The organism is Mesoplasma coleopterae, from assembly GCF_002804245.1.
Lineage (GTDB): Bacteria > Bacillota_I > Bacilli_A > Mycoplasmatales > Mycoplasmataceae > Mesoplasma > Mesoplasma coleopterae.
Genome location: NZ_CP024968.1, coordinates 784,659 through 800,407 on the forward strand (window position 1 = coordinate 784,659; position 15,749 = coordinate 800,407).

15 protein-coding genes, 1 other RNA gene and 1 riboswitch are annotated in these 15,749 nt (G+C 27.0%); of the genes, 1 reads left to right on the forward strand and 15 read right to left on the reverse strand.

Going from position 1 to position 15,749, the window contains the following annotated elements; translation table 4 throughout:
* Positions 1–25 precede the first annotated feature (25 nt).
* A riboswitch (nucleoside riboswitch) is annotated at positions 26–88 on the reverse strand.
* Positions 89–176: 88 nt separating this feature from the next.
* The 9 genes from MCOLE_RS03560 to dnaX all read right to left on the reverse strand — a co-directional run bounded on the left by MCOLE_RS03560 (position 177) and on the right by dnaX (position 11,238).
* Entirely contained in the window at positions 177–1,274 is a 1,098-nt protein-coding gene (locus tag MCOLE_RS03560) for an HU family DNA-binding protein (protein ID WP_100671500.1), read from the reverse strand.
* A 64-nt stretch (positions 1,275–1,338) separates the two neighbouring features.
* Entirely contained in the window at positions 1,339–3,219 is a 1,881-nt protein-coding gene (mnmG, locus tag MCOLE_RS03565) for a tRNA uridine-5-carboxymethylaminomethyl(34) synthesis enzyme MnmG (RefSeq protein WP_100671502.1), read from the reverse strand.
* A 106-nt stretch (positions 3,220–3,325) separates the two neighbouring features.
* Positions 3,326–5,323, reverse strand: a complete 1,998-nt coding sequence (gene ftsH, locus MCOLE_RS03570; protein ID WP_100671504.1) for an ATP-dependent zinc metalloprotease FtsH — start codon at positions 5,321–5,323, stop codon at positions 3,326–3,328.
* A gap of 62 nt (positions 5,324–5,385) precedes the next feature.
* Positions 5,386–6,582, reverse strand: coding sequence for a tRNA lysidine(34) synthetase TilS (gene tilS / locus MCOLE_RS03575; protein ID WP_100671506.1), 1,197 nt, complete (start codon positions 6,580–6,582; stop codon positions 5,386–5,388).
* A 5-nt stretch (positions 6,583–6,587) separates the two neighbouring features.
* Positions 6,588–7,310, reverse strand: coding sequence for a tRNA1(Val) (adenine(37)-N6)-methyltransferase (locus MCOLE_RS03580; RefSeq protein WP_100671508.1), 723 nt, complete (start codon positions 7,308–7,310; stop codon positions 6,588–6,590).
* On the reverse strand, positions 7,310–8,053 hold the full coding sequence (locus MCOLE_RS03585) for a hypothetical protein (protein ID WP_100671510.1): 744 nt from the start codon (positions 8,051–8,053) through the stop codon (positions 7,310–7,312). The genes MCOLE_RS03580 and MCOLE_RS03585 overlap by 1 nt, the downstream gene beginning before the upstream one ends.
* Positions 8,032–8,667 carry a dTMP kinase gene (gene tmk, locus MCOLE_RS03590; protein ID WP_100671512.1) on the reverse strand — a complete coding sequence of 212 codons (636 nt, stop codon included), beginning with the start codon at positions 8,665–8,667 and terminating at the stop codon, positions 8,032–8,034. Before tmk ends, MCOLE_RS03585 begins: the two co-directional genes overlap by 22 nt.
* A 1-nt stretch (position 8,668) precedes the next feature.
* On the reverse strand, positions 8,669–9,259 hold the full coding sequence (gene recR / locus MCOLE_RS03595) for a recombination mediator RecR (RefSeq protein WP_100671514.1): 591 nt from the start codon (positions 9,257–9,259) through the stop codon (positions 8,669–8,671).
* Between the two features lie 2 nt (positions 9,260–9,261).
* Positions 9,262–11,238, reverse strand: a complete 1,977-nt coding sequence (gene dnaX, locus MCOLE_RS03600) for a DNA polymerase III subunit gamma/tau (RefSeq protein WP_100671516.1) — start codon at positions 11,236–11,238, stop codon at positions 9,262–9,264.
* A gap of 182 nt (positions 11,239–11,420) precedes the next feature.
* Here dnaX and MCOLE_RS03605 point away from each other — a divergent pair, with 182 nt between their 5' ends.
* Positions 11,421–12,221 carry an HAD-IIB family hydrolase gene (locus MCOLE_RS03605; RefSeq protein ID WP_164704251.1) on the forward strand — a complete coding sequence of 267 codons (801 nt, stop codon included), beginning with the start codon at positions 11,421–11,423 and terminating at the stop codon, positions 12,219–12,221.
* Positions 12,222–12,241: 20 nt separating this feature from the next.
* Here the strand turns inward: MCOLE_RS03605 and MCOLE_RS03610 are convergent, their stop codons facing one another.
* From MCOLE_RS03610 to rpmH, 6 genes are all read right to left on the reverse strand, one after another.
* Positions 12,242–12,673, reverse strand: coding sequence for a nucleoside deaminase (locus MCOLE_RS03610; RefSeq protein ID WP_100671520.1), 432 nt, complete (start codon positions 12,671–12,673; stop codon positions 12,242–12,244).
* 9 nt (positions 12,674–12,682) lie between these two features.
* Positions 12,683–12,778: signal recognition particle sRNA small type (gene ffs, locus MCOLE_RS03615), an RNA gene on the reverse strand.
* A 28-nt stretch (positions 12,779–12,806) separates the two neighbouring features.
* Positions 12,807–13,607 (reverse strand): Cof-type HAD-IIB family hydrolase, encoded by an 801-nt coding sequence (locus MCOLE_RS03620; protein WP_100671522.1) that lies wholly within the window; start codon positions 13,605–13,607, stop codon positions 12,807–12,809.
* Between the two features lie 98 nt (positions 13,608–13,705).
* Positions 13,706–14,929, reverse strand: coding sequence for a membrane protein insertase YidC (gene yidC, locus MCOLE_RS03625; RefSeq protein WP_425270570.1), 1,224 nt, complete (start codon positions 14,927–14,929; stop codon positions 13,706–13,708).
* A gap of 40 nt (positions 14,930–14,969) precedes the next feature.
* On the reverse strand, positions 14,970–15,302 hold the full coding sequence (gene rnpA, locus MCOLE_RS03630; RefSeq protein WP_100671526.1) for a ribonuclease P protein component: 333 nt from the start codon (positions 15,300–15,302) through the stop codon (positions 14,970–14,972).
* Positions 15,303–15,314: 12 nt separating this feature from the next.
* Positions 15,315–15,449 carry a 50S ribosomal protein L34 gene (gene rpmH, locus MCOLE_RS03635; protein ID WP_011183579.1) on the reverse strand — a complete coding sequence of 45 codons (135 nt, stop codon included), beginning with the start codon at positions 15,447–15,449 and terminating at the stop codon, positions 15,315–15,317.
* Positions 15,450–15,749: the final 300 nt, after the last annotated feature.

Below are 15,749 nucleotides of genomic sequence, written 5' to 3' on the forward strand. Positions count from 1 at the left end.
TTTTTTAGTACTAAAAAACCCCCACGCTTATAGTCTGAGGATAGGTCCAAAGGCAGGTCGACAACCCATTATGTTGTCATGTATAAGTTTTTCTATTCAATTGTTTAAATTATTATAACTTTTTTTTATTCAAAAAAAAGCAAAAACAAAAAAAACACCTTTTGGTGTTAAAATTATTATTTTTTAATTTCTTTTTTAACTTTTGTTAATCCTGTTCATTTACCCTTTGACATATTCTCTTTCAAGTGTTTATTAGCCTTAAATTTAACTGTATTTGAAGCCGGAATGTCGATAACAGCACCTGTTGATGGGTTTTTACCTTTTTTAGCTTCTTTATGAACTTTTGTAAGTTTTCCAAAATTTGAGATAACAATTTCTTCATTTTTTAAAATTGCGTCAGCCATAACTTCGAAAGCACTATTAACAACTTCTTTAACTGATTTTTTACTAAATTCAGGATGAGTTTTTTCTAATTTAGTTAAAATATCTTTTTTAGAAACCTGGTTATAACGTTTTTTAATTACATACTTTGATTCAGTTTTTGAAGGAATAACTACTGGAGCTACTTTTTCTTTAATAACCTTAACTTCTTCAACTTTAGGTTCAGCTACTTTTTTTGAAGATACTGGTTTTTTAGTTGTTTCTTTTTTAGGTGTTGTTTTTGTTTTAGCAACTTTAACTTCTTCAACTTTAGGTTCAGCTACTTTTTTAACAGCAGGTTTTTTAACTTTCTTTTTAGCAGGTTTTTTAACAATAACTTCTTCTTCTAATTTTTCTTCTAATTTAATTGCTTCTTGTTTGATTTCTTCTTTTGAAATTTCTTTAACTTCTTCAATAGCTGTTGTAGATCCTTTTTCAGAAAGAATTTTGTTAATTTTGTTTTCTCTAACAAAGCTCATAATTATTGAAATAACTAAGAAAATTATTCCTACAATTGCAATTCAATTAATTAATAAGTCTCAGAAAATTGGCAATAAGAATGTGATATATCCTTCACTTCCAAATTTTGATGCTAATTTAAACTGAGCTAATGATTTAAATCCCATTGGTCCTGAAATAAAATGACTTAATCCTTCATTTCCTGTAAATCATGCTGCATCGATGTATTTTGTTTCAACAAGACCTGATTCAGTGATTGTTTTAAATCAATCTGATGTTCCATTTGTTGCTTGGTTTAAAAGTTTAAACGCGATTATTAAAACTATAAATAAAACTAAAACAAATATTAAACCAATTGATCTCGTATGTTTTTTATTTTTCATTTCAATTGACATATTTATGCCTCCTTCTTTTTTATATTAATTATAAACAAATATTTGACTAAGTGAACTTTTAGTGTTACATTTGTTCGTTGGCATAGTTATTTTTAAGGTAAAACAACAGCATTTGTATGTCTGCAGGATTTACCCCAGTAATTCTAGATGCCTGCCCTATATTTAAAGGCATTACTTTTTTTAGTTTTTGTCTAGCTTCAGTAGCTAAGTTTTCAATCTTATCATAGTCAATATTTGATGGTATTTTTTTCTTTTCAAGTTTAATTAATCTTTCGACTGTTTTTCTTTCAGTTTTAACATATCCTGCAAATCTAGTTTCGATAACAATTGATTGCAATTGATTATTTTTTAAACTCTGTAAAGACTTAATATGTGGAATCATAACATTTATATCAACAGTTGGTATTTTTAAAATTTCAATACCACTATATCCATGATTTAAATCAGCTTGCCCTAGTTCTTTTAATTCGATGGCAAGTTTTGATTTTGGTGTAAATCTAATTTCTTCTAACTCTTTAATTGCTTCATTTATTTCTTGAGTATAATTTAAATATTTATTGTATTCTTGATCCTTAATTAATCCAATTTGAAAACCTTTTTCTTTTAATCTATGTTCTGCATTATCATTTCTTAAAAGCAATCTATGTTCTGCTCTACTTGTTAAAAGTCTGTAAGGTTCTCAAACCCCTTTATTAATTAAATCATCAATCATTACGCCAATATATGCTTCATCTCTTCTTAAAATTAATGGTTCTAAATTATCAACTTTTCTTGATGCATTTATTCCTGCTATTAACCCTTGTCCTGCAGCTTCCTCATATCCACTTGTCCCATTTATTTGCCCAGCTGTAAATAAGTTACTAATATTCTTTAATTCCAATGACGGTTTTAATTGCATTGGGTTTATACAGTCATATTCAATTGCATAAGCTCAAGTTTTAACTTCTGCCTTTTCAAATCCTGGTAAAGATCTAATCATAAGCAATTGAATATCAGTTGGCATTGATGTTGAAAAACCTTGAATATATCACGCATCTCCTTTTAGTGATTCTGGTTCAATAAAAATTTGATGAGTTTCTTTTGAAGAAAACCTTACAATTTTATCTTCAAAACTTGGACAATATCTTGGTCCTATCGATTCAACTTTCCCAGAGTACATAGCAGACTTTGTTAAGTTATCTTCAATAATTTTTTTTGTTTCTGGTGTTGAGTGAATTAAATAACAAAGTTCCTGATTTTCAATTGGAGTATACTCATCTGTAGAAAAACTAAAAGCCAATTTTGCATTAGTTCCTGGTTCTTTAATAGCTTTAGAAAGATCTACAGAGTTTTTAAAAATTCTTGGAGGTGTTCCAGTTTTAAATCTAAATAGTTCAATGCCCGCTTTTTTTAATGATTGACTTATTCCATTTGATGTTGGTTCTTCATTTGGACCTGAAGAATATTTTTCATGACCTGTTAATATTTCAGATTTAAGATATGTTCCAGTAGTTAAAATAACACAAGTTGCATTAATAATATCTCCATTGTTTAAAACTACACCTTTTACTGAATTATCGTCAATAACAAGATCAGATGCTATTGCTTCAATTAATTCTAAATTAGATTGTGTTTCAACAACATTCTGCATATACTTTGAATATTCTTCTTTATCTGATTGAACTCTAAGAGCTCATACTCCAGGACCTCTTGAAGAATTAAGAAGTTTTGTTTGTAAAGCTGTTTTATCAGCGGCTTTTGCCATTTCTCCACCTAAAGCATCAATTTCTCTTACTACAATTCCTTTTGCAGGGCCACCAATACTCGGATTACAAGGCATAGCAGCTATTCTGTCTTTGTATAAATTTATAAGTGCTGTTTTTTTATTTAATCTTGCTGAAGCTAAAGCTGCTTCAACACCTGCGTGACCACCACCAATTACAATAACATCAAAATGTTTATTCATCTTAATTCTCCTCATCCAGTTGTTTATTTCTATATAATTTTAGCTTTTTTTGTTTCATAAACAAGAACAAACTTTAAAACAAAAATGGAGAGTAACTCCATTTTAATTATTCTTCAATATCTAAATCTTCTACTTTAATGTCGATAATTTCACCTTTTTTGATTTTTTCATTTTCTTTAGCCATTCTGTCTTTTAGCTCTAAAACTTCTTCAGGTAATTTTTTATTTTTATTAATGTATTCGATTTGTTCTGCAGTAATAGTTTCAAGCACTCTTAATGATTCTGCCAATAATTCTAGAGTCTCCATATTTTCTTTAATTATTTTTAAAGCAATTTTATAAGATTCTTCAAGAATTTTTGAAATTTCAGCATCAATTTTAGCTGCGGTTTCATCAGAATATGTACCTTCCATTTTACCATATGATTCTTCAGCCATTGTTAAGTATTTTGTCATACCTAAACTTGACATACCAAATTGAACAACCATTCTTCTAGCAATGTTTGTTGCTTTATCTAAATCGTCATGAGCACCTGTTGTTACGTTTTCTTTTCCAAACATAATTTCTTCAGCGGCTCTACCACCTAAATATCCAGCAATTGTTGCAAATAAATCCTTTTTAGAAGAAAATACAGTTTCATCTTTTGGTGTCATAATTGTATAACCACCTGCATTACCACGCGGGATAATTGTAACTTTTTGAACTTTTGATGCACTATCAAGTTTTAATCCAATTAATGCATGTCCTGATTCATGATATGAAACAATGTCTTTATCTTGTTTAGTCATTGCACGTGATTTTTTAGCTGGTCCACCAACTACACGATCAATAGCTTCATCAATTTCAGTAATTGTAATAATGTCACGTTTTTCTCTAACCATTAAAATTGCAGCTTCGTTTAAAACATTTTCTAATTGAGCACCAGAGAAACCTGGAGTTCTTTCAGCAACCCTATATCAATCAACTGAACTATCAATTTTTTTACCTTTAGCATGTAATTCTAAAATAGCTTTACGTTCTTTAATATCAGGTAATGAAACTTGAATAACTCTATCAAAACGTCCTGGTCTTAATAAAGCAGGGTCTAATACGTCTGCACGGTTTGTTGCAGCCATAACAATGATTCCTGAGTTAGTTCCAAATCCATCCATTTCAACCAATAACTGGTTTAATGTTTGTTCATTTCCACCTGAACCCATACCGTTATTTCTTTTTCTACCTACTGCATCAATTTCATCAATGAATATAATTGCAGGTGCTGCTTTTTTAGCGTCATTAAACATTTCACGAACACGACTTGCTCCAACACCAACAAACATTTCTTCAAATTCAGAACCAGCAATTGAGAAGAATGAAACTCCAGCTTCTCCAGCTACAGCTTTTGCTAATAAAGTTTTACCAGTTCCTGGCGGACCTTCCATTAAAACACCTTTTGGTGCTCTAGCTCCAGCTTCTGCATATTTTGCAGGGAATTTTAGATAATCAACTAATTCAACTAATTCTGATTTTTCTTCTTCAATACCTGCAACGTTAGCAAATTTAACATCTGATTTTTCAGCACGAGCTCTATTTTTACCCATACCAAAAATATTTCCTGCTCCAGCTCCAGCTCCAGCAGAACCTTTCATCATGAATCAAATTATTCCACCAAATAATAATACATAAATTAATAGTGGTGCTAATGAAACTAATAGTGCCATTCCAACTGACCCTTGGTAAACAAGTGATGGTCAAGGAAACATAGGATATATATCTTCAGGAAATAAAGTTTTTAACTGATCTGTGTTAATGTATGAAATAAAATTTACATATTTTGAATTTACATCAGGTCTAAATGCACCTTTTATTACAACTGTGCCATTTGTTCCTTGATATATTACAACATTTTTTCAAAACTCATCTGCCTTGGGATTAATGTTTGGCAAATGTTTTCCTATTTCTGTATCGCCGATTTTTCCTCCATGTATTCATATTCTTAGTGTTTCACCACTTCAAACCTGAGTTGTTCCTTTAACAGTAACGGCAATAATAATTATTGTAACTATAACAGCTAATAAGATTATTAACCAAAACCATAAAGTTGACTTACTTTTTTTAGTCTTCATTTTATTCCTCCGTCTCAAGATTTTTATTCTATTTTAATAATACCATTATTTAAATTATTACTCTACTTAATAGTATTCAAGATTTTCTTTGTTCTTTTACTATAAACAACAGCTTTTAACATTCTATTTTTGTATCTAATTTTTTTATCAATTAAATATCTATTCGTTTTTTTACCTAACGTATAAGTGTCTAATTTGTACTTTAAAAAATCATTAGTAATAACATAAGGATAATTTTCTTTATTTCGTTTAATTGCATTCACTAAGTCTAACCAATTTATGAATTCTTCCGCAAGATATAAATCTTCTTTCGACTTAATTACAAAAGTTTTTGGCTCTATTACTTTGGTTTCAATTAAAAATAAATTATCATAATCTTTTATTATTGAATAATTTCCAATTTTGATCTCTCAAAAAACTTTTTCAGAAACTTTAATATTTTTAGCTATTTCAAAAATTGTTTTATTTCTTCTATTTTGTATAACAAAATCTTTTTTTATTAATTCCAATCACTTGTAAATAGTTCTTTGAATAAATTCAAGATTACTATCCTGTAAATTTTTATTAATTTTAAGTTCGTCCGCTGACATATTATTATTAACATATCAATCAACTTTCAAACTCTTTTTCTCAAGCTCATTATTTAATAACTTTATTTGTTCCACTATCTCAGGGAATAAATTTTCTGATAACTCTGCTCTTATTTTGTTTCTTTTATATTTAATATCTTCATTTGTTGAATCAACTGCATACGGTACTTTTTCTTCTTTTAATGCGACTAAAATTTCTGATTTTAAAATGTTTAACATTGGTCTAACAATAATTAAATCTTTATATATAGAAGTTTTATTTAAGCCATAATGTTTAACAAAACTTTTTCTTTCTTGTTGTAATAAAAAAGTTTCTACTAAATCATTTCTATTGTGAGCTATTAATACATTTTTAATATTGTGTTTTTTGGAAACTTCAACAAAAAAATCATATCTAGTTTTTCTAGCTCAACTTTCAAAATTTTCTTTAAGTAAAGAGTAGTCTTGCTCAATTACAAGTTTTTCTAATTTCAAATTATTTTTTGCACAAAATTCTTCAACTATTTTCTGATCATTATCTGAATCATTTCTGAAATTATAATTAACATGACAAACAACTAAATCTTTTACACTCATTTTAACTAATTCATTCAACATAAACATGCTGTCAGGTCCACCTGAAACTGCAACTAAATATGAAAATGACGTATTTATTTTAAATTTTTGCATAATTTCTAGTCCTTAAAGTATTTCAATAGTTCATTAGTATATGATTCATCTTCTTTATGTGAAATTAAAGGCTTAATTATTTGCATTCCTTCATTTCCTTCTAAAATTGCATCAATTAAAATTGTTTTAGCTTCTTCTCCAACTTTTGAATGAATGAATTGCATTCTTTTAGGCGCGAATTTATATTTATAAAGCAAATTAATTATTTCGCCAGTTCTTTCAGGTCTATGAACTAATGTAAAAGAGCCTCCATTTTTTAGAATCAATCCTGCATTTTTTATTATTTCTTCAAGAGTTATTAAAGTCTCGTGTCTTGCGTTAACAACTTCTTCGCTAATCTTTTTTACTTTTGATTCTTCATGTTTTTTAAAAAATGGAGGATTACATATTACTGCATCAAATTTATTAGCCATTTCTTTAGCATAGACTTTGATATCTTTATTTACTATTTCAACTTGATCTACAAGATTATTTAATTTTATGTTTTCAATTGCTAAAGCTGCAGCCTTTTCTTGAATTTCAACTCCAACAATTTTTGCATTTGTATATTTTGAAATTATTAAAGGTATAACTGCATTATTAGTGCCAAAATCAACAATTTTATTTATTCCACTTTTCAAATTTACAAATCTTGCTATAAGAATACTGTCTAATGTAAAGTTAAACATTTCAGAATCTTGATAAATTTTTCTATTTTCATATCCTAGTAAATCATTCAAAATTTTCATTAGATTACCTCACTTACATGTATTAAAAAGACGTCTATCGCTAAATTGGTTTGAAATGTGAATTTTAAATCATTAATTAATTGCTGTGTTGCTTCTGCTATATTTAAGTGATTTTTAATTATTGTTCTACCATAAGCTTCTTCAAGCATAGCTATTAATTCTGATTTTTCTATTTTCTTTAATTCAGAGTTTGAAAGCAAAATAGAATTTTTATCTTTTTCTAAAATCAGCTCGATTAAGTTTTTAGGAGTTTCTGTTTTTATTTCATTTTCTAAGACAACTAATTTACATCTTGATTTAATTGTTGGTAGCACCTGACTTTTATTTTTAGTTAGCAAAATAGCAATAGTATTTTCTGGTGGTTCTTCTATGAATTTTAGTAAAGAATTACCTGATTCATTTTTTAGATTTTCTGCATTAGCTAAAACATAAACTTTAAACTTATTAACTTCATTTGTTGTTAAAGAGAATTTTTGCATAAGTTCAATAATATCTGTCTTGTTAATAGCTAAGTTTCCATCACCAAGAAACACAAAATTTGACAAACTTTTGCTTTCAAATCTTTTACAATTTTTACATTGGTCATTTTCAATACTTAAATTTTCACAAAAAATTATTCTCGACAATTCGTTCGCAAAATTGTTTAGATTTTCTTGGCTATCATTTGATACTAAAATAGAGCTAAACATTTTTTGATTTTTTAATTGCTCAACAAACTTTTCTAGTGCTTCTCTTTTTTTCATAATTCTATCTTTTCTAAAATAACATTTTTAGTTTGTTCAAAAACTTCGTCAGGTGTTTTTGACGCATCAATAACAGTTATTCTTTGCGCTTCTTTTTTTGATAAGTCTTCAAATGCTTGTTTTACAGACTCTTTAAATTTTCTTCCTTCTTCATCTAATCTATTTTTTTCATCATGTCTTCCAGAAAGTCTTTTTTCAGCATCTTCGAAACTTAATTCAAAATATAAAGTTAAATCTGGTAAGAATCCTTCCAAAATAGTTTTTTGTAATTCGTTTAAATAATCTACACCAAGTCCTCTTGCTCCACCTTGATATGCAGTTGTTGAATCCATAAATCTATCAGAAATAACTATATAACCTTGCTCAAGATAAGGTTTGATTACTTTTTCAAGATGTTCTTTTCTAGCTGCAATAAAAAGTAAAGCTTCTGTTCATGGTTCCATGCCTTGACTATCTTTATTTAATATAAGATCTCTGATTTTTTCAGAAATTGGTAAACCGCCTGGTTCTCTTGTCATAACAACCTTGTAGTTTAAATCTTCTAAATGCTTTTTAACCCTTTGCAGCGCAGTTGTTTTACCACTGCCATCCATTCCTTCAATTGTTATGAACATACTACACCTCATATTTCTTTCTATTTTTGAATGCACTTTCTAAAGTTGTTTCATCCATGTAGTCAAGGCTTCCACCCATTGGAATACCTTTTGCAATTCTTGTAATATTTATATTTAAATTCTTTGTCAATTGGTAAATATAATTCGTTGTTAGTTCTCCTTCAAAAGTTGCGTTCAAGGCTAAAATCAATTCACTATTTTTGCCGATTCTTGACAGAAGATTTTCAAAATTAATTTCTGATGGCGATTTTTTCTTATTTAAATTTATTTCAGATCCTAAAATATGATAAAGACCTTTATATTTATTAATTTTTTCAATGTTATTAACGTCTAATTGACTTGCAACAACACAAATAACATTTTGATTTCTACTTTCATCAGAACAAATTATGCACTTGCTTTCAATTTCATAATAGTTACAGATTGAGCAAATAGAAATATTTTCTTTTATTAGATTAAGTTGTTTAACAAAATTGTCTAAAGCAAATTTATCAATTATTAAGTTGTTAACTAATCTCTCACTAGTTTTCTTAGTAAGACCGTTGTTTTTATTAATGTTACTTATAATTTCTTCAAACAATTCTTTATTCATAATTAATCCTCTATTTCTAATTCATCAATGTTAAATAATCTCGATGCTGCTTCAATTGTTTTATCATCAAAATGACTTAAAACGACTGATTGTTTTTTGCTGTCAAAATAATCATCATAATTTATTTGCTTATATGTTGGCAATTGTCCATTTTCTTTTAATTTTTTAAATGTTACTTTTATTTCATTTCAAAACTCTTCATCAATTGGTAAAAATAATAATTTATCAAACTCTTTTTGTATTAGCTCTCTTTGTTCTTCATTTTGCAATGTTACTAATAAATTGTTAACATTTTCAAAATCCTCTGATCTTAAAAGTATTTCATTTTGTGATGCAGCTATAACTTTAAAGTTAAAGAAATTTATGTATTTTTTTGCTAACTCTGGATTTATTAAATTATCCTTTTCATCTGCATCAAAAAAACTATTAAGTTTTGCTTCAATTTCTTCACGTTTATTTTTGCTTGCACCAACTAATAAATTTATTACTTCCGAGATTTCAATTTTATATGTTTTCTTTTCTTCATTAGCAACTAGGTTTTTATTTAATTGTATTTTAAGATTTGTTAATGTTTTGATTTCAAAATTTTCTTCATTAACTTTTGGTTCGACGACTACTTCTGTTATTTCATCTTCATTTTTTTCTTCAACAATTAATTTACTTTCTTCATTCTCAACAATATTTTCTTTAAATAAAACTTGTGTTTCTTGAGTTGGTAAAGTTTCTACAACACTTTCTTCTACAGGTTTTTCTATTTGATTACTATTTGATTCTTCCAAATTATTTGTTATAAATGGTTCAGAAATTATATTCGTTCCTTCAGAAATTTTTTCAGCAATTATTTCATCTTTTGTTTCAATAATTGGTTTTATTGTTTCACTTACTTTAATTTTCTGTTCAACTGGATTTTTTAGTGTTTTTAATACACTAATTAATAAATAATTAAAGTTAATGCTTGTACCTTTAGTTTTAGCATATGCCTCACTTAAATTATCAGCTACTTCAAAAAGTGATTTAACTTCGGTATTTGAAAAATTAGATAAATCTGATTCTTCTAAAATATTTAAAACATTAGAATCTTTTGTAAATTTGTATTCAATTATTTCTTTTACAATTTCGATCAAGTTTAGTGTTAAGACATCAAAATCCATCCCTTGATTATTTGCCTTTTCAAAATAATTTATTATTGTTGCAGGTTCGTTATTTAATATGTTTACTAATATCTGAATTTTTTCAGTTTTTGTTGCTACATAGAAAACTGCTTTTAAGTCCTCAATAGTAATGTGTTCAGAAGTAACGGTCATTAGCTGTTCAATAACATTTGAAGCATCTCTCAATGATCCCTCAGAAATAATTGCTATTTCTTCTAGCACATCTTTGTCTATTTTATATCCTTCATTTTCACAAATAAAATTTAATCTGTTCATAAGTGAGATTCTGTCTATTTTTTTAAAATTAAATATTTGACATCTTGAAAGTATTGTTGCTGGTATTTTTGCATATTCAGTTGTTGCCAAAATAAATATAGCATGTATTGGTGGTTCTTCAAGAGTTTTTAGAAGCGCATTAAATGCAGCCTTTGTTAACATATGAACTTCATCTATAATATAAATTTTATATTTGCCAATAAATGGTAAAGAGTTAATATTATTTTTTATTTCTCTAATTTCATCAACACCATTATTAGATGCAGCATCCATTTCAATAATATCTGGATTTCTTTGTTCATTAGAAGCAAGACAACTTTCGCAAACTTCACATGCTAATCCGTTTAAAAGGTTTGAACAGTTAACACTTTTTGCTAATATTCTGGCTATAGATGTTTTACCAGTTCCTCTTTGTCCAGCAAATAAAAATGAATGACTTATTTTATTATTCTTTAATTCATTTTTTAATATTTCAACGACATTTTGATGTCCTGCTATGTCTTCAAAATTACTTGGTCTGTATTTTCTATATAATGCTTTGTTTTGTTCCATAAACCCTCCAATAAATAAAAATATATTTATTATTAATTTTAACATTTTTGGGTGTTTTTATAAACCTGTTTCAGATATTTAAAATAAAGAAATTTTCAATTTTAAAAGTACTTTATTTATTTATAAATATTATTTTTTAAAAACAAAAAAAGAATATGATTTTTATAAAGGGGGACAGAAACATGAAATGATGAATATCTGACTTTGACGGAACACTTACAGTTAATTCAAAAAAAGAAGTTATAGCAGAAAAAGATTTGAATTTTATTGAAAGATGAACTAAAGAAAATAATTTTATCATTGCCACTGGCAGAGATGTTAGTTATATAAATTATTTAATTGAGCACTATAATTTAAAGTCTGAATATAAGATGGCAAACAATGGTGCTTCCTTATATAAAGGTAATGAATTAATTTTTAATCAATCTATTGAAATGGAAGGGCGTAAAAAACTTTTTGAAATTGTTAATATGCTATACAAATTTTGTGGGATAAAAATAGCAGATCATAATAATTGCATAATTCTTTCTGGTATTGAAGAAGAAACTCCAAGATACAAAGAAACTATTGTACATGAAAAGTGATTTAAAATGGAAGATAACTTTAAGGAGTATGCAAATGAGATTTTAAATAATAAAGATCTTAATAACATAACATTTTTTGCACATCCTCAGGATTTTGAATACATTCTAAGTTTATTTGAAGGATTCAAAAATTTAAAAATCATTCAAACTTCTCCATACAATTTAGAAGTAATGCATAAAGATGTTTCTAAATACTCTGGCATAAAATTTTTAAAAGAAAAATATAGTATTTCTGACGATAATATTATTGTTAGCGGAGATGGAGATAATGATTTTGAAATGCTAAGCGGATGTACAAATTCTTTTGCAATGAAAAATGGAACAATGAAAGCTCATATGGCTGCTAAACATATTATTTCAAATGTTTTTGAAATAGAAAATTTTATTTCAATAAAATAAGACCACAAATAATTGCGGTCTTATTTTCTTTTATGTTTAAAAAAATCTGATATCAAGTTTTGATATTTTAATTCCAATTTCGAATCTTCAAGTTTTGTTATATTCATTTTAATTTCATCTATATTAACATCGTTTCTAAAACTCATTTTAATGTTCTCTGTTAAATAAACTACATTACTGATTTTTGCTTGTTTAATTGCTCCATAACACATTAAACATGGTTCTAAAGTAGTAAAAAGAGTGAGATCAGACAAATTAGCATTATTCATTTTTCTTATTGCTTTATTAATTACATTTATTTCTGCGTGCCCTGTTATTTTTTTTCTTTTATAACTATTATTGTTTGAATGAAAAACTATTTTCTTATCCTTTATTAGGCAAGAAAAAACAGGTACGTCCTTTGTATTATTTTTAATTTTAATATTATTTATATATTTTTCAAAATTTATCATAGTTTAATTATAAACAAAAAAACCGTGATACAAGACACATTCTCTTATAGCTGCTACCTTCCGGTCCTGACTCATTCGAGCGTAATCTTTATCACGGCAATAATATTATACATTTAAAATATCTTTTTTAAAACTAATCTATTTTAATATCACTTAATTTATCAATCACATATTTAGCTTTATCTCTTATATTTACATTATGTTCTTGAATTACCATATAAGAATTTTCAAAGAATTCTTTAAACATTGAAAGATCATTATTGTCATCACCTGCAACTATTATATCTTTTTTATCAATGTTAAATATTTTTGCCATCTCTTTTATAGCATTTCCTTTTGAAACTTCAGCATTGTGAATTTCATTAAAAGTAATTTCTTTTAAATTATTTGAAACATAACTAAAACTTATTCTCTTATTTTTAAGGTTTTTCATAAGTGTATTCCATGTTGACGTTTTACAACTCATTTTAAAACAAATCATTTCTTTGTCCTTAATGTAATTAAAAGGTCTATTTTGAGGTTTCATACCCATAAAAGTTTCTGACATTTCTTCTTCTCAATGATCATGATAAAAGAAATTCTCTTCTCCTTTAAATGAATAAACTAAACTAAATATTTCGCTTCTATTGTTTTCAACAAAATTAATTATTTCGTTTGTTAAATCAACTGGCAAGTATTTTGCAAATAATTCATTGCCTTTATTATCATATATTGCTGCTCCTGCATTTGTTAAATAATAATCAGGTATAAAATCAGGGTAATTTTCTTTTAAATGCTCAGATATATGTTCAAATGGTCTTCCTGTAGAAACTATTATTTTATTTCCATTTTTTTGCATTTTTTTAACAAAATCCATATCATTTTTAGTAATTAAATTTTTTTCATCTCTACTATTTCTTAAAGTTCCATCAAAATCTGTAAAAAGTCATTTCATATATTATTCTCCGTTAGTTTTCTTATTAAAATTATACATTTAATGTGATTGCCTAAAATGTTTTTAATAATAAAAAATAACAGTTTCCTGTTACTATATTATTTATTTAATTTTGCTAATCTTCTTTCTTCTTGACGTTTTCTACGTTGAACTTCTTGTACAGAACGGTTGGCTTTATGCTGATTTCAGAAGAAGAAACCTAAAGTTTGTATAATTTGGAAAGTTGATGAGAATATTCAGTAAATTGCAACCCCTGAGGCAACTGATGCAACAACAAAAATGAATACGAATGCAAATACACCTTGCATGATATATTGTTTTTTACGTGATTTTCTTTGTGCTTCAGTTAATGTTACTGATTTTTGTTTAATTGATTGTAAAATCAATGGCAATAACATTGATATGATTTGCAATGGTAAATAAACAGCAAGCAATGAAAGATAAATCACTTCTCCATTTAACATTTGTGATCAAGGTTTTTCAATTAACGCAATCAATCCTACGTTGGCGATTTTCAATGATTTTGTTGATCTAACAATTGCATAAATAGCAAATAAGAATGGCATTGATGCAAAAGCTCCAGCCATTGATGAGAATGGGGAGAAACCTTCTTTTTTCTGTAATGCTTGCATTTCAGCTGACATTTTTTGTCTTGCCTGAGGTGATTTATCACCTTTGTATTTAGCTTGAATGTCTGCTTGTTTTAGTTGGAATGCTTGTTGTTTATGTTGATTTACTTGAGATTTTCAAGTAAAAGCTAATGATATAGATTTAATAATAATAACTGTAAATAAAATTGCAAATATAACTGATACTCCATAACTTGTATTTCCAAATTCTGGATTTAGTGTTCCTGACATTCCCTTAATTAATGAATTAAGTAATAATGCTGTTGGATAAACGAAGAATCCATAGAAAGGTGAACCAGTTTTTGAAAAGGCTTCTGATCAAGAACTGATAACATTATATGCATATTGTTGACCATTCAAACCACTTACTATTACTGATCAGTTTTGCGAAGGTTTTTCACCTAAAGCTGAAATAACAATTTCAAATGAAACACCTGGCATATAAACTCTTCTACCTGTCATATCTGTAACTTCTTGAATTAAATATGGATCTTGATACATTTGTACACAACCTCAAATCATTGAGATTATGATAAATAAGAATCCTAAAATTTTAACTCATTTTCAAATAAGTTTTAATATTCTTTTTCTGTCGTTACTATCTGACATTTTTTGTCAAAAAGTTTTTTTTGTTTTTGTGGTGCTATTTGAGTTCATGTATGACATAACCCCATTTTTCTTATGGTTAGACATAAATAATTGATTTTCATTATACAAAACTAGCACCTCCTTGCTATTTTAAAAATCTGACGATTAACTTATTTAATTCTTTCTGATTTTGATCAAAAGAATTTTGCATCATTCTATTTCTTGCGATGATTATAATATCGTATGAGAATTCAGGTGATGTTTTAATTTGATCTTGAATCATCATTCTGATTTGTCTTTTTATTTTATTTCTGGTGACAGCATTTCCTAACTTCTTACCAACACTTATTCCATATCTAAAATATCCTTTATCATTTTTAGTGTAATAAATGACAAACGAAGAATTTCTATGAAATTCTTGTTTACTTATTATTTCCTGAAATTCAAAATTCTTTTTTATAATTTTTTTATTTTTCATTTCACAAAAAAATTAAGCAGTTAATTTAGCTCTACCTTTTGCTCTACGAGCTTTAATAACTTTTCTTCCATTTTTAGTAGCCATTCTAGCTCTAAAACCGTGAACACGAGCGTGTTTAATTTTTGATGGTTGTCAAGTTCTTTTCATTGTATTCAAACCCCCTTTTAAAGTTGATAATTCTTGTTAATTATAATATAAGTGCTATAAAAAGTATAGTTATTTATTGTTATTTTTAAGAAAATTTATCCTTCTGATTTTTTAACCTGTTTTTTCAACTTATTTTTTAACCTTTTGTGGAAAAGTGGAAAAAAGTAAGAAAAATACTATACTATTGTTTTTTTTCTTATTTAGTTCTGTTTATTTCTTTTTAATTTAAATTTTTATCCACACATTGTGGAAAACTATAACTATTATGTGTTTTAATTTATTTTATGAAGGGGAACATGC